We start from the raw sequence: 19,344 nt of genomic DNA, 5'->3' as shown, positions 1-19,344 counted from the left end.
CCGGGACGGCGGCGATCGCGGGCCACGGGCGGCACCTCAGTAGCCGCGCCACTCCGCGCGGGCGTACTCCAGCACGTGGGGCTGGAGCAGGGTGGAGGCCGGCACGTCCACCCGGCCCCGGTCGGCGGGGAAGGACCCGGCGGCGGAGAGCGTCGCCGCGTCGAGGAAGCGCAGCGCGGGCGCGTCCGGCGGCAGGGCCAGGGCGGGCGCGGTCGGGCCGGGGGCCGCCAGCAGGAAACCCCAGTCGCCGAAGGACGGCACGTCCACGTGGTACGGCGTGGTGGCGAAGCCCGCCTCGCGCAGCGACGCCTCGATCGACCAGTACGACCGGGGCGCGAAGTACGGCGAGCCGGACTGCACCACCAGCCGCCCGCCCTCGGCGAGCACCGCCCGTACCAGCGCGTAGAACTCGACCGTGTAGAGCTTGGCGGTGGCCGTCTCGTCGGGGTCGGGCAGGTCCGCCACCACCGCGTCGAACCGTTCGGGGGCGGTACGCAGCCAGGCGAACGCGTCGGCGTGCACCACCCGGACCCGGGGGTCGTCGAGCGCCCCGCCGTTGAGCCGGCGCAGCTGCGGCTCGCTGCGGGCCAGCGCCACCACCGCCGGGTCCAGGTCCACCACCGTGATCCGCCGGACGTCGGGATAGCGCAGCAGCTCGCGTACGGCGAGACCGTCCCCGGCGCCCAGCACCAGCACCTCGCCGCGCGGGCCGTTCAGCACCGGATGCACCAGCGCCTCGTGGTAGCGGTACTCGTCGACCGAACTGAACTGGAGGTCGCCGTTGAGGAAGAGCCGCAGGTCGGTGCCGGCGCGGCCGGTCTCGGCGACCGAGCGGGTCAGCACGATCTCCTGGTAGCGGCTGCGCTCGGAGTGCACCACCGGATCCCGGTAGAGCTGCTGGCGGGCGGTCAGCTCGAAGTCGTGCGCGGTCACCCACGCGTACCCGAGGCTGAGGAAGACCACGACGCTGCCGGCGCCGAGCGCGACGCGCGCCCGGCGGCTCAGCTCCCGCCGGAAGACCGTGCAGACCAGTGCGAGCCCGGCGACGGCGTTCACCGCCCCGACCACCAGCGCGCCCTTGAGCAGGCCGAAGACCGGCAGCAGCAGGAACGGGAAGGCCAGCCCGCCGAGCAGCGCGCCGACGTAGTCGGCGGCGAACAGGTCCGCCACCGCGCTGCCGGCCGCCTGTTCCCGGATGCGTTGCAGCAGCACCATCAGCAGCGGGATCTCCGCGCCGATCAGCAGGCCGAGCACGAAGGCGGTGGCGACCAGCGCCGGGCCGTAGAGGTCCAGCCACGCGAAGGCCGCGTAGAGGCCGAGCACGGAGAGGCCACCGAGCAGGGCCAGGGCCAGCTCGATCGCGGCGAACGCGGGAGCGGACCGGGGCTGCAGGGGCTTGGCGGCGAGCGCGCCCACGCCCATCGCGAACACCATCACGCCGAGCACGATCGACGCCTGCCCGACCGTGTCCCCGATCAGGTAGCTGCCCAGGGCGACGAGGGCCAGCTCGTAGACCAGGCCGCAGGCGGCACAGACGAAGACCGCGACGAGCACCGCCGCGCGGGACAGCCGCCACCGCGCGGGCGGTGCCGGCGCGTCGACGGTCACCGGCCCTCCGGCGTACGCCTGGGGTCCCGCGCGGCGGCCTGCCGGGCGACCCTGAAGTCCCGCATCCCGGCCCCCGCCTGTGCCTGCCGCTGGGCCTCCTCGCGGCGTTGCCGGCCGCGCTGCCAGAAGCCGGCGGCGAACAGCAGCGCGGTGAACAGCAGCAGGCCGACCGCGGCGAGCAGGTAGCCCCAGCGGTCACGCCAGAGGTCGCTACCGGCGTCCGGCAGCGGTGGCGCGTCGGCCGTCGCAGCCGCCGGGGTCGCAGCCGGCTCCACCAGGCCCGCCTCGGCGGCGAGCAACGGCAGCGAGACGGCGGCCCGGGTGACCGCCCAGCCGGGCTCGTCGACGAAGGCGTCCTCGGTCAGCCCGAGCCGTTCCAGCCCGCTCTCCATCCGCAGCTGGGCGGTGGCGGAGACGTCGTCGGAGGCTTCCACCGTGATGCGGGCGAAGTCGTTGCTCTCGCTGCTCTCCGAGGTGTACGCGACCTGGGCGACCACCTGCACCCAGCGCGGGCAGGCCGCGTTCTCCTCGACCGCCACCCCCTCGCCGAGGTTCGAGCCGACGCTGAGGTCCGTGTACTCGTAGAAGTCCCGCAGCACCCAGCCGTAGCAGATGCCCTGGCTGGCGCTGGAGCGTTGCAGGATCGGCACGGTGTCGCCGCGTTCCTGCGAGGTCGGCGGCAGCACGTCGTCCCCGCCGCCGCTGCGGTTGACCACGCCGATGCCCACGCAGCACAGGACGGCCACCCCGACGACCACCCAGACGATCCAGGTGCCCTGGTTCGCCTTCGCGACCGCCGCCTGCTGCCCGCCGGGCTTCTTCGCCGTCGCCATCAACTGATCGCGGCGGCGATGATCGCGCCGGTGGCGAGGTGCACGACGGCGGAGACCCAGACCGCCGGGTGCGGCTGCTGGTCGACCAGGATCTCGCCGAGCTTGCCCGGCGTGGCGACGTCGAGCAGCACGAAGGCCGCCGCCATGATCACCAGGCCGAGGATCCCGTACGCGGACGCGCCCACGATGCCGAGCGCGAAGTCGTCGTCGCTGGCGGCGATCGCGGCGACCACGATGATGCCGACGCCGGCCAGGTTGGAGGCGAGCAGCAGCGCCGCGTTGCGGTTGCGCTCGGTCCAGATCAGCTGGTTGAGCTTGCCGGGGGTGGCGAGGTCCACCAGGACGTAGCCGATGCCCATCAGCAGGACACCGACCGCCCCGTAGGCGAGGGTGACCAGCAGATCGGTGACGAGGGTCTGCACAGGAGGCTCCAGGGTGAGGGGGTCGGTGCGGTCACTTGCCGCTGCCGGGGCCGCCGCCCCGGACGGTGCTGCCACGGCCCCAGCCCCAGTGGGAGCCGACCGTGGAGTGGTAGCGGGGATAGGCGGTGCTCATGCGCTCCAGCAGGATCACCGAGCCGGCGGCGATCGGCAGGATCACCACCGAGTCGTCGTCGTAGCGCAGGTAGACGCCGCTGCCGTCGACGTACTGGTCGGCGGGCTGCCACGCGTCGGTGACCTCCTTCGCCACCTGGCTCGGCGAACGGGGCGAGGTGTAGGCGACGGCGTTGCGGCCGATGTCCCGGCTCGCCGCCCGCTTGTACTTGTCCTCGACGTAGCCGCGCGGCGAGAAGCTGCCGTAGAAGATCGCGAAGGCGGCGACCAGGGCGCCGATGACGGCGAACGCCACCCCCACCACGAACCAGCGTCGGTACGTCATCGCAGTGCCACCACCGTCTCGGTCAGGACCAGCTCGTTGGTCTGGGGATACGCGTGCCAGGTGCGCCAGGCGAGGGTGCCGGCCGGCGGGTCGGGGCGGACCGCCAGCGCGGTCACCGCGTCGACGTCACCGGGGAACACGCCCACCAGCGCGTACGGGTCGTCGGCCAGGTCGGCGCGGAGGGCGGCGACCTGCTCGCTCAGCCCGGCGCCGGCGGGGCGCAGCACGGTCGCCGTGAAGTGGTAGCCGCTCGCCTCGTCCCGTACCGCACCGGGCAGCTCCGGCGGGCGGCCGGGCAGGCAGGCGACCGTCTCGGTCAGCGCGGCGCCGGGCGCGTGCAGGACCACCTGGTGCGAGGCGCCGAGCAGCCGCAGCCGCAGCCGGACGCCGTCGGGCAGGTCGAGGTCGAGCACGTGCAGCGCGGGCCGCTCGACGTCGTCGAGCGCCAGGCTGAGGTCGGCGGCACTGGTGTCGACGTACGGGGCGTCGAGGGTGACGAGCATCAGCCCACCTCGGACTGCGGATAGATCATCACGTCGCCGCGGTGCAGCAGCTCACCGAGCGCCACCTCCCAGCCCGCCTCGCCGTACGCCTCGAAGGAGAGCCGGGCGCCGCCGGGGGCCTGGTAGTCGTGGTACCGCATCGTGCCGGTCGGGTCGAGCCCGGTGTTGCCGACGGCGGTGAAGCGGGCCTGGCCGGACTCGTTCCAGTTGTAACGGCGGCCGGCGAAGTCGATGGTCGGGGCGCCGGGGGTGACGGTGGCGCCCTGCTCGGCTCCCCAGAGCACCAGCTCCAGCTCCGGGTCCTCCTCGACGGAGAGCCAGCGCCGCACGCCGCCGGCGTCGTCGAGCAGGTGCTCGGCCCAGCTCCAGCCGCCCTCGACCAGGCGGATCGAGCCGCGCACCGCGTACGACACGCCCCGGATCTCGACGATGTCGCCGGGCTTCAGCCGGCGCGGGTCACCGCGCAGCGCGTCGGCGTCCCGGTCCCGCAGCGGGTCACCCGGCCCCTTGGCCCGTCGTTGCGGGCGGGAACGCGTCCGGTTCCAGGCGACCGCGGCCACCACCAGGCCCGCCACTCCGACCAGACAACCCATCGCCGCGAGCACGTACGCGAGCGTTCCGCTCAACCCGACCACCTCCCCAGGTACGTCGGCGCAGACGGTAACAACCCCGCGCACCTGGGGAAAATGCCTGGTCGGGGAGTGAGAGGCCGGTTACCCCACGTGCCCGGCGACTGCCCTCCCCCGGGCCCGCTCTTCGAGCCTCTACGGCCCGTCGGGGCGGTCCGTGGCGTACTCGCGCAGGGTGGTGCGGCCCATGACGCAGCCCGTGAAGGTGCCGAACTCGGCCGGGTCGTCGCGCAACGCCGTCCAGGCGGCGCGCCCGGCGGTCGGGTCCACGCTCTCCAGCAGCGTGGCGGCGTAGACGCGCCCCGCCGGGGTGCCCTCGGCGAGCAGCCGGTCGAGCTGTCCCCGCAGATCCTCGGGATCGTCGCCCAGCGCGGCCTCGACCCGCCGGTACGCCTCGGTCACCGGCAGCAGCGTCCCGGCGATCCCCACCCCGCCGAACGCCACCGTCTCGGCCCGCCGAAGCTCGTCGAAGGCCGCCTCGACCTCCCGATCCTTATTCCGCCCCATCCCGAACATCCTCCACCCCTCCCCCTACCGCCTCCCCACCCCAACCCCCACCCCCTTCCCCACCCACCCCCGCCCCACCCCGTTGATCATGAAGTTGTTGCCCGCCGAATCGGCGTGTCGCGACAACAACTTCATGATCAACGCGACGGTGAAGGGGTGGGGGGTGGGTGGGGGGTGGGGGGTGGGGGGTGGGGGGTGGGGTTAGGCCCGGGTGATCGTTAGGGCGTCGGTGGTGGGTGTCAGGTCGACGCTGACCGTGTCGCCGTCGCGGATCTGGCCCGACAGGAGTGCCTTGGCGAGTTGGTCGCCGATCGCCGTCTGGACCAGGCGGCGCAGCGGGCGGGCGCCGTAGATCGGGTCGTACCCGTGCTCGGCGAGCCAGACCCGGGCCGGCTCGGTGATCTCCAGGCCGAGTCGGCGGTCGGCGAGACGCTTGCGCATCCGGTCGAGCTGGATGTCGACGATCGCCCGCAGGTCGTCCCCGAGCAGCGCGGCGAAGACCACGATGTCGTCGAGGCGGTTGAGGAACTCCGGCTTGAAGTGCGAGCGGACCACCGCCAGGACGCCCTCCCGGCGCTGCTCTTCGGCCAGCGTCAGGTCGCCGATCACCGACGAGCCCAGGTTGGAGGTGAGGATCAGGATCGCGTTGCGGAAGTCCACCGTACGGCCCTGCCCGTCGGTGAGCCGGCCGTCGTCGAGCACCTGGAGCAGGATGTCGAAGACGTCCGGGTGGGCCTTCTCGACCTCGTCGAGCAGGATCACCGAGTACGGCCGGCGGCGCACCGCCTCGGTGAGCTGGCCGCCCTCCTCGTAGCCGACGTAGCCGGGCGGGGCGCCGACCAGCCGGGCGACGGAGTGCTTCTCGCCGTACTCGCTCATGTCGATGCGGACCATGGCCCGCTCGTCGTCGAAGAGGAACTCGGCGAGCGCCTTGGCCAGCTCGGTCTTGCCGACGCCGGTCGGGCCGAGGAAGAGGAAGCTGCCGGTCGGGCGGTCGGGGTCGGCGACGCCGGCCCGGGCGCGGCGGACCGCGTCGGAGACCGAGCCGACCGCCTCGGCCTGGCCGACCACGCGGGTGCCGAGCGACTCCTCCATCCGCAGCAGCTTGGCGGTCTCGCCCTCCAGCAGCCGGCCGGCGGGGATGCCGGTCCAGGAGGCGACCACGGCGGCGATGTCATCCGCGCCGACCTCCTCCTTGAGCATCGCGCCCTCGGCCTGGAGCCGGGCCAGCTCCTCCTCGGCCTGCTTCAGCTCGTTCTTGAGGGCGGGAATCCGGCCGTAGCGCAGCTCGGCGGCCCGCTCCAGCTCGCCGTCGCGCTCGGCCCGCTCGGCCTCGCCGCCGAGCCGCTCCAGCTCCTCCTTGGCCGTGGAGAGCTTGGTGATGTGACTCTTCTCCAGCTGCCAGCGCTCCGACAGGACGGTGAGCTGCTCGCGCTTGTCGGCCAGCTCCTTGCGCAGCCGCTCCAGCCGCTCGGCGGAGGCGGCGTCCGGCTCCTTGGCCAGCGCCATCTCCTCGATCTCCAGCCGGCGCACCGCCCGCTCGATCTCGTCCACCTCGACGGGCCGGGAGTCGATCTCCATCCGGAGCCGGGACGCGGACTCGTCGACCAGGTCGATCGCCTTGTCCGGCAGGAACCGGTCGGTGATGTAGCGGTCCGACAGGGCGGCGGCGGCGACCAGGGCGGCGTCGGTGATCCGTACGCCGTGGTGCACCTCGTAGCGCTCCTTGAGCCCGCGCAGGATGCCGATGGTGTCCTCGATCGTCGGCTCGCCGACCAGCACCGGCTGGAAGCGCCGCTCCAGGGCCGGGTCCTTCTCGATGTGCTCGCGGTACTCGTCAAGCGTGGTCGCGCCGACCATCCGCAGCTCACCGCGGGCCAGCATCGGCTTGAGCATGTTGCCGGCGTCCATCGAGCCCTCGCCCTTGCCGGCGCCGACGACGGTGTGCAGCTCGTCGAGGAAGGTGATGACCTGCCCGTCGGAGTTCTTGATCTCCTCCAGGACGGACTTCAGCCGCTCCTCGAACTGCCCCCGGTACTGCGCGCCGGCGACCATCGCGCCCAGGTCGAGCGAGACGAGCTTCTTGTTCCGCAGCGACTCGGGCACGTCACCGGCGACGATCCGCTGGGCCAGGCCCTCCACGATGGCGGTCTTGCCGACGCCCGGCTCACCGATGAGCACCGGGTTGTTCTTGGTACGCCGCGACAGCACCTGGATCACCCGGCGGATCTCCGAGTCCCGGCCGATGACCGGGTCGATCTTGCCGTCGCGGGCGCTGGCGGTCAGGTCCACGCCGTACTTGGCCAGGGCCTGGTAGGTCTGCTCGGGGTCGGCGCTGGTGACCCGCCGGTCCCCGCCGCGCACCGACGGGAAGGCGGCGACCAGCGTCTCCTCGGTGGCACCGGCCGACTTCAGCGCGTTCGACACCGCGCCGCCCACCCGGGCCAGGCCGGCGAGCAGGTGCTCGGTGGAGGTGTACTCGTCGCCGAGCGGCCGGGCGATCTGCTCGGCGGCCCCGATGGCGTTGACGAACTCCCGGGCCAGGGTCGGCTCGGCGATGCTGGAGCCCCGCGCGGCGGGCAGGCCGTCGACCGAGCGCTGGGCCGCCCGGCGCAGCTCGCCGGGGTCGGCCCCGACGGCGCGCAGCAGGCCGGCGGCGGTCGAACCGTCGGTGTCCAGCAGTGACAGCAGCAGGTGCCAGGGCTCCACGGTCGCGTGGCCGCGCTGGTTCGCCAGCGCGACGGCACCGGTGATGGCCTCGCGGCTCTTGGTGGTGAGACGTTCCGTGTTCATGGGCTCCCCCGGATCGGCGTGTCCACTGGAAAGGACACAACCAGAGTTGAGCCTATTCCGCTCAACCCTGACCACGTGAGCTGACTCACACGTGTCCCGCGCGACGGCCGAATTCTCCGGCCTTGAGGTCCGGCCCCTGGCGAGCCGAGCCGTCCGCATCGGTGGCGGAGAAGCACTGACAGATCACTCAGCGACAGGCGCGTCCTGACTGGATCCGCAGGTGACGGCGGGGAGTAGCCTGACCGCGTGCGCGTACGTGTCGAACAGACCGCCCTGCCTGGCATCGGGGTCCGTCACGATCTGCTGACGGAATCCGGCCGCCGCCTCGGCGTCGTCTCCCACCGCAATGGCCGCCGTGACCTCGTCCTGTACGACCCGGACGATCCCGACTCATGTCAGCACGACATACCGCTGACCGACGACGAGGCGGAGGCGCTCGCCGACATCCTCGGGGCGTCGCTGATGCTGGGCCAGCTCTCCGGGCTGCGCGACCAGGCCGCCGGGCTGCTCACCGAGCAGATCGCCATTCCGGCCGGGTCGAAGTACGTCAACCGGAAGCTCGGCGACACGCAGGCACGCTCCCGTACGAGCGCCTCGATCGTCGCGGTGCTGCGCCACGGCGAGGTGATCGCCTCGCCGGACCCGTCCTTCCGCTTCGCAGCCGGTGACGTGGTGGTCGTCGTCGGGACCCGCATGGGCCTGGACGGCGTGACAGCCATTCTCGCCGACAGCGACCCGGACGGCTGAGGCGCGGATGCACCACACGACAACACTGCTCATCGAAGTCGGCGCGCTGCTGTTCCTGCTCGGCCTGCTGGGTCGGCTGAGCCGCCGGATCGGCCTCTCACCCATCCCCCTCTACCTGCTCGCCGGGCTCGCCTTCGGGCACGGCGGCCTGCTCCCCCTCGCCGCCAGCGAGGAGTTCTTCGCGGTCGGCGCCGAGATCGGCGTGATCCTGCTGCTGGTGATGCTCGGCCTCGAATACTCGGCCAACGAGCTCGTCGGCAACCTGCGCGCCGCGGCCCCCGCCGGGCTGATCGACGGGCTGCTCAACGCGCTGCCCGGGGCGGCGTTCGCACTGCTGCTCGGCTGGGACTGGGTCGCCGCGCTGGTGCTCGCCGGCATCACCTGGGTCTCCTCGTCGGGTGTCATCGCCAAGGTGCTCGCCGACCTCGGTCGCCTCGGTAACCGGGAGACGCCGGTGATCCTCTCGGTCCTGGTGATCGAGGACCTGGCCATGGCGCTCTACCTGCCCCTGCTGACGGCCGTGCTGGCGGGCACCGGCCTGCTCGGCGGCGGGATCGCGCTCGGCGTGGCGGTCGGCACCGTGCTCCTGGTGCTGGTGGTCGCCATCCGGTACGGCAACCTGATCTCCACCGCCATGTCGGCGAAGGACCCGGAGGCGCTGCTGCTCGGCGTACTCGGGATGACCCTGCTGGTGGCCGGCATCGCGGCGAAGCTCCAGGTGTCGGCGGCGGTCGGGGCGTTCCTGGTCGGCATCGCGCTCTCCGGGCCGGTGGCACACAACGCCACGGAGCTGCTCACGCCGCTGCGTGACCTCTTCGCGGCGGTCTTCTTCGTCTTCTTCGGGCTGGTCACCGATCCCCGGGACATCCCGCCGGTGCTGCTGCCCGCGCTCGCGCTGGCCATCGTCACCATGGCGACGAAGACCCTCACCGGCTACCTGGCGGCCCGCCGCGTCGGCATCGGCGAACCCGGTCGATGGCGCGCCGGCCTGGGGCTCGTGCCACGGGGTGAGTTCTCCATCGTCATCGCGGGTCTCGCGGTGGCAGCCGGCAGCGTCGAGCCGAAACTGGCGGCGCTCGCGACGGCGTACGTGCTGATCACCGTGGTGACCGGGCCGATGCTGGCACGGCTGCCCGACTTCGCGTGGTTCAAGCGCTGGCTCCGGCAGCGCGGCGCCGCGCAGCGGGCCCAGCCGGCACCTGTGGCGGACTGATCCACGTTGGCCGAGGGCCGCATCGACCGTACGGTCGGGTCGGCCCTCGGCCAACGGATGTCGAATTGCTCCGCGCGGGGTCTACCGCCGATCAGCGCTCCGGGTTACCGTTTCGCCCCAGCAGCCAGAGCTCGCGGGTGGCCGACGCCCGCGCGGGCTCAGAGCGGAAGGTTGGCCGGTGAGCGTGCAGGAGTCGACGTTCCACGGCTTCGCCAACCCCGTCGACCCGACCCCCGCCGAGTTGCGGGCGTGGGCCTACCAGCCGGACTCCGTACCGCTGACCTCGATGCCGCCGGACTGGGACCTGCTGGTCTCCGGTGACCGGCTGGTGGCGGTGCTCTTCGCCCTGGCCATGGACCCGGCCTGCCCGGCGCGCCGGTTCGCGCTGCACTGCCTCTACATCTACGCCGCCGACGGCATCCGGACGAACTTCCGCGCCCACCCGAAGCGGCGCTTCCGCAAGCTCGTGGAGCAGGCCGAGCGCGACGGCGACGACCTGATGCGCACCTGGGCGTACAACAGCCGGGCGCTGCTGGCCCGCCCGGAACTCTTCGTCTACCGGGACTGGTGCGAGGGCGGCCTGGTCCGGGAGAACCGCCGCATCGCCTGAGCAACGCAGGCATCGTCCGACGACGACCGGGCCACAGCCCCGCACGGGCGTCCCGGCCCACACCCCGACGACGAACGGGCCGCAGCCCACGAGCGTCCCGGTCCGCGCCCCCGACGACGTGCGGGCCGGGACCCCCCGTGGGTCCCGGCCCGCACGTCGGCGGAACGTCAGTGCTCCGATCCGCCCCTTTCGCGGCGTCTCGCCTCGTCGCGTCCCTGCTCGGTGCCGTGGTCGGCCCGGTCGGCGAACGCGCCGTTCTTGACCTTGTCGGTGAAGCGGCCCTCGGTGACCCGGTCGAATTTCTCCCGGACGTTCTTCGCCACCTCTTCGAGCCGTTCCTCCGCCTGCTGGGCAACCTTCCTCGCGGCTTCCGTCATGGCTCCCCCTGCCATTGGAGTCCGGATTAAGCGGGTTGGACCTGATTCGCAGATTAGCGGATCCGGTGCCTCCCCCGCCGGCAAACCGGCAACCGCGACGAGTGGAACACCAGGGGTGTCATCCGGGGGCGGAGACACCCGTGGTGTTCCACTCGTGGCTCAGGCGGAGCGGTGTTCGGCGACACGGCGGACACGACGCGCCTGGAAGGCCTGCCCGCCAGCAACGCGGGCGGTGCGGCGATAGCGGCAGCGACCGACGACGGCACACCCGGAGCCGGAGCCGGAAGGGTGCACGTTCGGGTGCGGCGGACCGGCGGGACCGGCAGTGGCGACCACGCCCGCCACCGGGCCGCCGAGCGGGACGGGAGGACGACCGCGCCCGCCGCGCGGGAGCGGAAAGACGACCGCGCCCGGCCGCGGGAGAGCGGCCGGGCGCGGGAGGTGTCGTCAGCGCTCGGGGCCCCGGCGGGGACGCCAGACCACCAGCGCGGTGGAGGTGCGGTTGGTCGGCACGAGGTCGCTGCCCGGGAAGCGGGCCAGCGCCTCCAGTTCGGCGATCCGCCGGTACGCGGCGTCCAGCTCCGCCTCCAGCCGGGCCACCCGCTGCTGCGCCTGCTCCAGCAGCCGTTCCAGCCCGATGATCCGTTTGACTCCGGCCAGGTTGATCCCGTCGTCCTGGCTGAGCCGCTGCACCTCGCGCAGCAGCACCACGTCGCGGACGCTGTAGCGGCGCCCGCCGCCGGCGGCACGTCCCGGCTGGACCAGGCCCAACCGGTCGTACTGGCGCAGGGTCTGCGGGTGCATCCCCGCCATCCGCGCCGCCACCGAGATCATCAGCACCTTGGCCTCGTAGGCAGGGTCACCCGAGCCGACGAACTCGTCCGACATCCCGCTCACCTCCGCGTGCACTCCACCGAGCCGACTGAACACCGGGTCAACTGAATCGACGTACGCGCGCCTCGAGATGTTCCCGGGCGGCCGGCGGGGTCTGCGCGGCGAAGTCCTCCAACGCCGCTCGCGCCTCGTCGGACACCTTCGCGGGTACCACCACGTCGAGCGTCACCAGCAGGTCGCCCGCCTGACCGTCACGGCGGACCACCCCCTTGCCCCGCGCCCGCAGGATCCGGCCGCTCGGCGTGCCCGGTGGCACCCGCAGGGTCACCGTGCCGTCGAGGGTGGGCACCCGCAGGTCCGTGCCGAGCACGGCCTCCGCGAACGTGACCGGCACCGTCAGCGTGAGGTCGTCGCCGGTACGCCCGAACAGTTCGTCCGGCCGCACCTTCACGTGTACGAAGAGGTCGCCCGCCGGGCCACCTCGCGCGCCGGGCTCGCCCCGCCCGGCCAGCCGGATCTTCTGGCCGTCCGCCACGCCGGCCGGGAAGCGGACGTTCAGCGTGCGGGTCTTGGTGACCCCGCCGGTGCCCTGGCACTCGGGGCACTTCTCGTCCACGACGGTGCCCACGCCCTGGCAGTTGCGGCACGGCTCGGAGAAGCTGAACGACCCCTGGTTGCGGTTGGCCACCCCGGCCCCGTGGCACACCGGGCAGGTGCGCGGCTGGGTGCCGGGCTTGGCCCCGTTGCCGTGGCAGGTGTCGCACACCCCGGGGGCGCGCAGCGTCAGCGGGAGCGTCACCCCGCGTACGGCGTCGTCGAAGTCGAGGGCCACCTCGGCCTCGACGTCCCGCCCCCGGGCCGGGCCACGGGCCGCCGCCCCGCCGGCGGCGGGACCGCCGGCACCGCCCGAGAAGATCGAGCTGAACAGGTCCTGGAAGCCGGCCCCGCCGAAGCGGCGGTCACCGCCCCCGCCCGCGGCGCCCCCGAACAGGTCGGAGACGTCGAACGGCACGCCGCCGGGCTGGCCGGCGCCACGGGCTCCGCGCCGGAACGCCCCCGAGCCGAACAGCGACCGCAGCTCGTCGTACTCCCGCCGCTTGGCGTCGTCGCCGAGGACGGCGTACGCCTCGGAGGCGGCCTTGAAGCGCTCCTCGGCCTTCGGGTCGCCGGGGTTGTGGTCCGGGTGCGAATCCCGGGCCAGTTTCCGGTACGCCTTCTTGACGTCGTCGGCGGTGGCGGCCTTGTCCACGCCCAGCACGGCGTAGAAGTCCTTCTCGATCCAGTCCTTGGAACTCACCGGTCCACCCCCTTCCCTAGCTGGGGACCGACCGTCCCGCCGGCCCTCTGCGGGCGGGCGGGACGGTCCGGTCGTCGTTCCGCACTACTCCGGGTCGGCGACTGCGACCATTGCGGGCCGCAGCAGCCGCTCACCGACCTGGTAGCCCCGACGCATCACCTGTACGCAGGTGGGCTCGGTGACGTCGGCCGAGGTCTGGTGCGCGACCGCCTCGTGCCGGGTCGGGTCGAACGGGTCGCCCTGCTCGCCGAACGGGGTGAGCCCGAACTTGCCGAGCGCCGTGGTGAGCTGGTCGGCCACGCTGCCGAACGGCCCGACCAGGTCGCCGTGCTCGCGGGCCCGGTCCAGGTCGTCGAGGATCGGCAGCAGCGCGGCGAGCACCGCACCGGTTGCCTGCTCGGTGACCAGACCCTTGTCCCGGTCCACCCGCTTGCGGTAGTTGGCGTACTCCGCCGTCACCCGCTGGAGGTCCCGGGTCCGCTCGTCGAGGTCCTTGCGCAGCGCCTCGAGTTCGGCGCCGAGCGCGCTCGGGCCGCCGTCGACCGGCTGGGTCGGGGCGTCCACCACCGGCGGGCCGGTCACCTCGGTCGCCTCGACCTCGATCTCGTCGACGACGACCTCGGACTCCTCGACCAGGCCCTCGGCCGGGGCGTCCGAGCCGGCGTCGGCGGCGGCCGGCTCGGACGTCTCGCTGATCTTGCGGTTGTCACGGATGACGACCCGCGGCCCGTCGCCGGCCTGCTCGGCGGGCGCGGAGCCACCCGGCGCCGACCCGGTCGCACCCGGGTCGGCAGCTCGTGGCTTCTCCGTCATGGGGCTACCTCATCCCTCTGCCGTGGTGCCGTGTCCAGGGACGGATCGTCACTTCTTGTCCTTGTCCTCGTCCACGATCTCCGCGTCGACCACGTCGTCCGCGCCGCCGGCGGGCCCGCCGGCCTGCGTACCGCCGGTCGCCCCGGCGCCCGCGGCACCCGCCGCGCCCGGACCGGCCTCGCCCGGCTGCTCGCCCTGCTGGGCGTAGAGCAGCGAGCCGGCCTCCTGGGAGACCTGCGCCAGCCGCTCGTGGGCCGACTTGATCTTCTCGATGTCCTGGCCGCCGAGCGCGCCGCGCAGCTCACCGAGCGCCTCGTTGATCTTGTCACGGGACTCCGCCGGCAGCTTGTCGCCGCTCTCGGCCAGGAACTTCTCGGTCTGCCACTGGAGCGCCTCGGCCAGGTTGCGGGTCTCGGCCTCCTCGCGGCGACGCTTGTCGTCCTCGGCGTGTTCCTCGGCGTCGCGGCGCATGCGCTCGATGTCGTCCTTCGGCAGCGAGGAGCCGCCGGTGATCGTCATCTTCTGTTCCTTGCCGGTGCCGAGGTCCTTGGCGTGGACGTTGACGATGCCGTTGGCGTCGATGTCGAAGGTGACCTCGATCTGCGGCACGCCGCGCGGCGCCGGCGGGAGGCCGGTCAGCTCGAAGGTGCCGAGCTTCTTGTTGTAGGCCGCGATCTCCCGCTCACCCTGGAACACCTGGATCAGCACCGACGGCTGGTTGTCGTCCGCCGTGGTGAAGACCTCGGAGCGCTTGGTCGGGATGGTGGTGTTGCGCTCGATCAGCTTGGTGAAGATGCCGCCCTTGGTCTCGATGCCCAGGCTCAGCGGGGTCACGTCGAGCAGCAGGACGTCCTTGACCTCGCCCTTGAGCACGCCGGCCTGGAGGGCGGCGCCGACGGCGACGACCTCGTCCGGGTTGACGCCCTTGTTGGGCTCCTTGCCGGTGAGCTGCTTGACCAGGTCGGTCACGGCCGGCATCCGGGTCGAGCCGCCGACCATGATGACGTGCTCGACGTCGGAGACCTTGATGCCGGCGTCCTTCACGGCCTGCTCGAACGGGCCCTTGCAGCGGTCCAGCAGGTCCTGCGTCATCCGCTGGAACTCGGCCCGGCTGAGGGTCACGTCGAGGTGCAGCGGGCCCGCCGCGCCGGCCGTGATGTACGGCAGGTTGATGTTGGTGGTGGTGGCGGCGGACAGCTCGATCTTGGCCTTCTCGGCCGCCTCGCGGAGCCGCTGGAGGGCCATCTTGTCCTGGCCCAGGTCGATGCCGTGCTCGCCGCGGAAGGTCTTCACCAGGTGGTCGATGATCCGCTGGTCCCAGTCGTCGCCACCGAGGTTGTTGTCACCGCTGGTCGACTTGACCTCGACGACGCCCTCGGCCAGCTCCAGCAGCGACACGTCGAAGGTGCCGCCGCCGAGGTCGAAGACCAGGACGGTCTGCTCCTTGGAGCCCTTGTCCAGCCCGTACGCCAGGGCCGCCGCGGTCGGCTCGTTCACGATCCGCAGCACGTTGAAGCCGGCGATCTCGCCGGCCTCCTTGGTGGACTGGCGCTGGCCGTCGTTGAAGTAGGCCGGGACGGTGATCACCGCGTCGGTGATCTGCTCGCCCAGGTACGCCTCGGCGTCCCGCTTGAGCTTCATCAGCGTGCGGGCCGAGATCTCCTGCGGGGTGTACTTCTTGCCGTCGATGTCGACGGACCAGTTGGTGCCGATCTCCCGCTTGACCGAGCGGATGGTCCGGTCCGGGTTCGTCACCGCCTGGCGCTTGGCGACCTCACCGACGAGCACCTCGCCGTTGCGGGCGAACGCGACGATCGACGGGGTCGTCCGCGAGCCTTCAGCGTTGGCGATGACGGTGGGCTCACCGCCCTCCAGAACGCTGACGCAGGAGTTCGTCGTGCCCAGGTCGATACCGACCGCACGTGCCATCTTCGCTTCCTCGCTTCATCACGTTGTGGGCAGGTGACGGGCGACGCCCGTCGAGCTGCCCGGCGGGCGTCGCCCGCAGCGACCCCACCACAAGTTGAGTGAACTTGACTCAATAGTGCCACGCCCCGCGAAATCGTCAAGTCGGGGTTGAGTCGACCCGACGCAACCCCAGGTTCGTACCGATCGGTTGTCTTCCCTTGCATCGGTCGGGCACGCTTTAGCGGTGACGACGCACGGCGATCCCGCCACCCCGGCCGGCACGCCCACCGTCGCAGCCCGCACCGGCCCCACGGACGCCGGGGAGGACCGGCCCGCCACCACCGGGGACGACAGCCTGCCCGCCACACTGGCCGGCCTGCGCGCCGCGATCGGGGCGGCCCGGTTCCCGCTCGCGCTGCCCTCCGCCGAGCCTGCCCGGCGCGCCGGCGGGAGCCTCACCGACCAGCTCGACGACTACCTGCTGCCCCGGCTGCGCCGGCTCGACGCGCCGCTGCTCGTGGTGGTCGGCGGGTCCACCGGCGCGGGCAAGTCCACGCTGGTCAACAGCCTGGTGCAGGCGCGGGTGAGCGCCGCCGGGGTGCTCCGCCCGACCACCCGCTCCCCGGTGCTGGTCTGCAACCCGGCCGACTCGGGCTGGTTCCGCCAGGGCGAGCTGCTGCCCGGCCTCACCCGCACCACCGAGCCCAGCGAGGACCCGCGCACCCTGCAACTGGTGACCGCCCCGGCCCTGCCCGCCGGGCTGGCCTTCCTCGACGCCCCCGACATCGACTCGGTCGTCGACGCCAACCGGGCCCTGGCCGGTCAGCTCCTGGCCGCCGCCGACCTCTGGCTCTTCGTCACCACCGCCGCCCGCTACGCCGACGCCGTCCCCTGGGAGCTGCTGCGCAGCGCCCGGGCCCGGGGCGCGGTCATCGCCATGGTGCTGGACCGGGTGCCTGCGGAGGCGGCCGACGAGATCGCCGCACACCTGTCGGAGATGCTCGCCGCGCAGGAGCTGGGGGCGGCCCCGCTCTTCGTGCTGCCGGAGACCTGGGTCGACGGGCAGGGCCTGCTGCCCGAGCGGGTCACCGCGCCGCTCGCCGCCTGGTTCGCCCGGCTGGCCGCCGACGCCGACGCCCGCGCCGCCGTGGTCCGGCAGACCCTGGACGGCGCGCTCGCCGCGCTGCACCCGGCGGTCGAAGGGCTCGCCGACGCCGCCGAGGAGCAGGTCACCGCCGCCGACGCGCTCGACGAGCGGGTGCTGGCCGCGTACCGGGGGGCGTACCGGACCGTCGGGCAGGGGCTGAAGGACGGCCGGCTGCTCCGCGGCGAGGTGCTGGCCCGCTGGCAGGAGTTCGTCGGCACCGGCGAGTTCTTCCGCACCATGGAGGCCCGCATCGGGCGGCTCCGCGACCGGGTCGTGGCGGCGGTCACCGGCCGGCCCGCGCCCGCGTCCGAGCTGCGGGACGCCATCGAGTCCCAGCTGGTGACTCTGCTGCGGGGCGTCGCCGCCGAGGCGGCCGAGAACGCGTACACCGGGTGGAAGGCGCATCCCGCCGGGGCGGCGCTGCTCGAACCGGAGCTGGCCCACCCCTCCGCCGACCTGCCCGAACGGGCCGAGCGGCTGGTCCGGGAGTGGCAGCGTGGCGTGCTGGAGCTGGTCCGCGCCGAGGGCGGCGACCGCCGCTTCGTGGCCCGGACGGCCGCGTACGCGGTGAACGCCACCGGGCTCGCCGTCATGATCGCGGTGTTCGCCTCGACGGCGTTCATCCCCACCGGGCTGGAGGTGGCCACCGGGGCCGGCACGACCGTCGCCGCGCAGACCGTGCTCCAGGCGATCTTCGGCGACCAGGCCGTGCGTACGCTGGCCGCCAAGGCCCGGGCCGACCTGCTGGACCGGGTGCGGGCCCTGCTCGACGACGAGGCCGCCCGCTACCTGGACCGGACGGCGCAGGCGCGGCCCGCCGCGGACACCGCGGAGGCCCTGCGCGGCGCCGCCAACCGGGTGGAGATCGCCCGCAACCGCAGCGACCTCTCCGGCGCGGCCGTCGCGGGCCCGCCCGGCACCGGGGACGGAGGGTCATGACCAACATCGTCGGGCGGATGCGCGAGGCGTTCCGCGGTGACCAGCGGGTGGACGCCGACGCGCTCGTCGCCCGCCTCGACGCCGTACGCCGGTTCCTGACGGTCGTCGACGGCCACCTGCCGGACGCGCGGCTCGTGTCGGCGCACACCCTCGTCGAGCGGGCCGGCACCCGGCTGGCGCTCTCCCGCGACCACACCGTGGTGGCCCTCGCCGGCGCGACCGGCAGCGGCAAGTCCAGTCTGTTCAACGCGCTCGCCCGAATGGAACTCTCCACGGTCGGGGTGCGCCGCCCCACCACCGGCGTCGCGCACGCCTGCGTGTGGGGGCCGCTCGACGGCGGCAACCGCCTGCTCGACTGGGTGGGCGTGCTGCCCCGGCACCGGTTCGTCCGGGAGAGCGTGCTGGACGGCGACGACGAGTCCGCCCTGCACGGGCTGATCCTGCTCGACCTGCCCGACTTCGACTCGGTGCAGCGGTCGCACCGGCTGGAGGTGGACCGACTGCTCGGCCTGGTCGACCTCGTGGTGTGGGTGGTCGACCCGCAGAAGTACGCCGACCGCGTCATCCACACCAACTACCTGCGCGAGTTCCACCGGCACCGGGACGTCACCCTGGTCGTGCTCAACCAGGCCGACCGGCTGCCACCGGCCGAGCTGCCCCGGGTGCTGGCCGACCTGCGCCGGCTGCTCGACTCCGACGGCCTGGACGGCGTACCGCTGCTGGCGACCACCGCCGTCGACCCGGCGGGCATGGTCGGGCTGCGGGAGGCGCTCGAACGCACGGTGGCCGAGCGGCAGGCCGCGCTGCGGCGGCTCCAGGGCGACGTGGACGCGGTGGTGGCCGGGCTCGAAGAGCTGGTCGGCGGCGCCTCGCCGGCCGGGGGACCCGACGCCGCCGCCGTCAGTGCGCTGCACCGGGCGCTCGCCGGCGCCGCCGGGGTGCCGGCGGTCGCCGAGGCGGTCGAGCAGGCGTACCGGCACCGGGGCGCCGCCACCACCGGCTGGCCGCTGGTGCGGGGCTGGCGGCGGCTGCGGCCCGACCCGCTGCGCCGGCTGCACCTGCCCGGCCCGGCCGCCGGGCGCGACGAACCGGCGGAGAGCCTCGTCGCCGCGACCTCGGTGCCCGACCCCACCGCAGCGCAGCGCGCGGCGCTCGGGCTGGCGATCCGGTCGGTGGCCGACCGGACCGGGGCGGACCTGCCCGCCGCCTGGCCGGCCGCGGTGACCGCCGCCGCCCGCTCCCGCCTCGCCGACCTACCGGACGCGCTGGACCGCGCGGTGGCCAACACGGACCTGGGCATGGACCGGCGACCGCTCTGGTGGCGGTTCGTCGGCGGCCTCCAGTGGCTGGTGACCCTGGCGGCGCTGGCCGGGCTGGGCTGGCTGGCGCTCGGCTACGCGCTGCGCGCGCTGGGCCTGCCGGCGCTGGAGCACCCGATGGTCGGCGAGGTGCCGCTGCCCACCCTGCTGCTCCTCGGCGGCCTGCTCGCCGGGCTGCTGGTGGCCGCCCTGACCAGGCCGATCGTCCGCTGGGCGGCCCGCCGCGCCCGTCGCCGGGCCGAGCGGCGCCTCACGGACGCGGTGGCGACGATCGGCGAGGAGCACGTGCTGACCCCGGTGCGGGCGGTGCTCGCCTCCTACGCCGAGGCCCGTACGGCCCTCAGGGATGCCGCCGGCCGCTGAGCCGAAAATCCCGTCCCGCGACAAC

General features: G+C 73.5%; 18 protein-coding genes. 5 read left to right on the top strand and 13 right to left on the bottom strand.

Annotated features, from left to right (window positions below):
* Positions 1–36: 36 nt before the first annotated feature.
* The 8 genes from OG989_RS07880 to clpB all read right to left on the bottom strand — a co-directional run bounded on the left by OG989_RS07880 (position 37) and on the right by clpB (position 7,752).
* The gene (locus tag OG989_RS07880) at positions 37–1,608 is read right to left on the bottom strand and encodes a polyamine aminopropyltransferase (RefSeq protein ID WP_327030128.1); all 1,572 of its coding nucleotides are present in this window, start codon (positions 1,606–1,608) and stop codon (positions 37–39) included.
* Positions 1,605–2,441 (bottom strand): hypothetical protein, encoded by an 837-nt coding sequence (locus tag OG989_RS07875; RefSeq protein ID WP_327030127.1) that lies wholly within the window; start codon positions 2,439–2,441, stop codon positions 1,605–1,607. Before OG989_RS07875 ends, OG989_RS07880 begins: the two co-directional genes overlap by 4 nt.
* A complete protein-coding gene (locus OG989_RS07870) occupies positions 2,441–2,863 on the bottom strand; it encodes a DUF350 domain-containing protein (RefSeq protein ID WP_101413564.1) in 423 nt (140 codons plus the stop codon). The genes OG989_RS07875 and OG989_RS07870 overlap by 1 nt, the downstream gene beginning before the upstream one ends.
* 31 nt (positions 2,864–2,894) lie before the next feature.
* Positions 2,895–3,320 carry a DUF4247 domain-containing protein gene (locus OG989_RS07865; protein WP_151457283.1) on the bottom strand — a complete coding sequence of 142 codons (426 nt, stop codon included), beginning with the start codon at positions 3,318–3,320 and terminating at the stop codon, positions 2,895–2,897.
* Positions 3,317–3,823, bottom strand: coding sequence for a DUF2617 family protein (locus tag OG989_RS07860; RefSeq protein WP_327030126.1), 507 nt, complete (start codon positions 3,821–3,823; stop codon positions 3,317–3,319). Before OG989_RS07860 ends, OG989_RS07865 begins: the two co-directional genes overlap by 4 nt.
* Positions 3,823–4,449 carry a DUF4178 domain-containing protein gene (locus OG989_RS07855; protein ID WP_327030125.1) on the bottom strand — a complete coding sequence of 209 codons (627 nt, stop codon included), beginning with the start codon at positions 4,447–4,449 and terminating at the stop codon, positions 3,823–3,825. Before OG989_RS07855 ends, OG989_RS07860 begins: the two co-directional genes overlap by 1 nt.
* Positions 4,450–4,587: 138 nt before the next feature.
* Positions 4,588–4,959 (bottom strand): hypothetical protein, encoded by a 372-nt coding sequence (locus OG989_RS07850; protein ID WP_327030124.1) that lies wholly within the window; start codon positions 4,957–4,959, stop codon positions 4,588–4,590.
* Positions 4,960–5,160: 201 nt separating this feature from the next.
* Positions 5,161–7,752: an ATP-dependent chaperone ClpB gene (gene clpB / locus OG989_RS07845; protein ID WP_327030123.1), complete on the bottom strand. Its 2,592-nt coding sequence runs from the start codon at positions 7,750–7,752 to the stop codon at positions 5,161–5,163.
* 246 nt (positions 7,753–7,998) lie between these two features.
* On the opposite strand from clpB, the gene OG989_RS07840 reads away from it, so the two are divergent.
* From OG989_RS07840 to OG989_RS07830, 3 genes are all read left to right on the top strand, one after another.
* The gene (locus OG989_RS07840) at positions 7,999–8,499 is read left to right on the top strand and encodes a cation:proton antiporter regulatory subunit (RefSeq protein WP_151455886.1); all 501 of its coding nucleotides are present in this window, start codon (positions 7,999–8,001) and stop codon (positions 8,497–8,499) included.
* A 7-nt stretch (positions 8,500–8,506) separates the two neighbouring features.
* Complete coding sequence (locus OG989_RS07835) at positions 8,507–9,712, top strand: cation:proton antiporter (protein ID WP_151455885.1); 1,206 nt, start codon at positions 8,507–8,509, stop codon at positions 9,710–9,712.
* Positions 9,713–9,890: 178 nt separating this feature from the next.
* Positions 9,891–10,322, top strand: a complete 432-nt coding sequence (locus tag OG989_RS07830; protein ID WP_151455884.1) for a hypothetical protein — start codon at positions 9,891–9,893, stop codon at positions 10,320–10,322.
* Between the two features lie 167 nt (positions 10,323–10,489).
* On the opposite strand, the gene OG989_RS07825 is transcribed toward OG989_RS07830, so the two are convergent.
* The 5 genes from OG989_RS07825 to dnaK form a co-directional block, all read right to left on the bottom strand.
* A complete protein-coding gene (locus OG989_RS07825) occupies positions 10,490–10,699 on the bottom strand; it encodes a hypothetical protein (RefSeq protein WP_327030122.1) in 210 nt (69 codons plus the stop codon).
* Between the two features lie 447 nt (positions 10,700–11,146).
* On the bottom strand, positions 11,147–11,587 hold the full coding sequence (locus tag OG989_RS07820; RefSeq protein ID WP_121399143.1) for a heat shock protein transcriptional repressor HspR: 441 nt from the start codon (positions 11,585–11,587) through the stop codon (positions 11,147–11,149).
* A gap of 46 nt (positions 11,588–11,633) precedes the next feature.
* Positions 11,634–12,830 (bottom strand): molecular chaperone DnaJ, encoded by a 1,197-nt coding sequence (gene dnaJ, locus OG989_RS07815; protein ID WP_151455882.1) that lies wholly within the window; start codon positions 12,828–12,830, stop codon positions 11,634–11,636.
* 84 nt (positions 12,831–12,914) lie between these two features.
* The gene (gene grpE / locus OG989_RS07810) at positions 12,915–13,643 is read right to left on the bottom strand and encodes a nucleotide exchange factor GrpE (protein WP_327030121.1); all 729 of its coding nucleotides are present in this window, start codon (positions 13,641–13,643) and stop codon (positions 12,915–12,917) included.
* A 48-nt stretch (positions 13,644–13,691) separates the two neighbouring features.
* Complete coding sequence (gene dnaK, locus OG989_RS07805; protein WP_151455880.1) at positions 13,692–15,572, bottom strand: molecular chaperone DnaK; 1,881 nt, start codon at positions 15,570–15,572, stop codon at positions 13,692–13,694.
* Between the two features lie 223 nt (positions 15,573–15,795).
* On the opposite strand from dnaK, the gene OG989_RS07800 reads away from it, so the two are divergent.
* The gene (locus OG989_RS07800) at positions 15,796–17,637 is read left to right on the top strand and encodes a GTPase domain-containing protein (RefSeq protein WP_151455879.1); all 1,842 of its coding nucleotides are present in this window, start codon (positions 15,796–15,798) and stop codon (positions 17,635–17,637) included.
* Entirely contained in the window at positions 17,634–19,319 is a 1,686-nt protein-coding gene (locus OG989_RS07795) for a GTPase (protein ID WP_327030120.1), read from the top strand. The genes OG989_RS07800 and OG989_RS07795 overlap by 4 nt, the downstream gene beginning before the upstream one ends.
* Positions 19,320–19,344: the final 25 nt, after the last annotated feature.

This window comes from Micromonospora sp. NBC_01740, from assembly GCF_035920365.1.
Lineage (GTDB): Bacteria > Actinomycetota > Actinomycetes > Mycobacteriales > Micromonosporaceae > Micromonospora > Micromonospora reichwaldensis.
The sequence above is the reverse complement of the archived record's forward strand: the minus strand, read 5'-3'. Positions and strand labels throughout refer to the sequence as shown.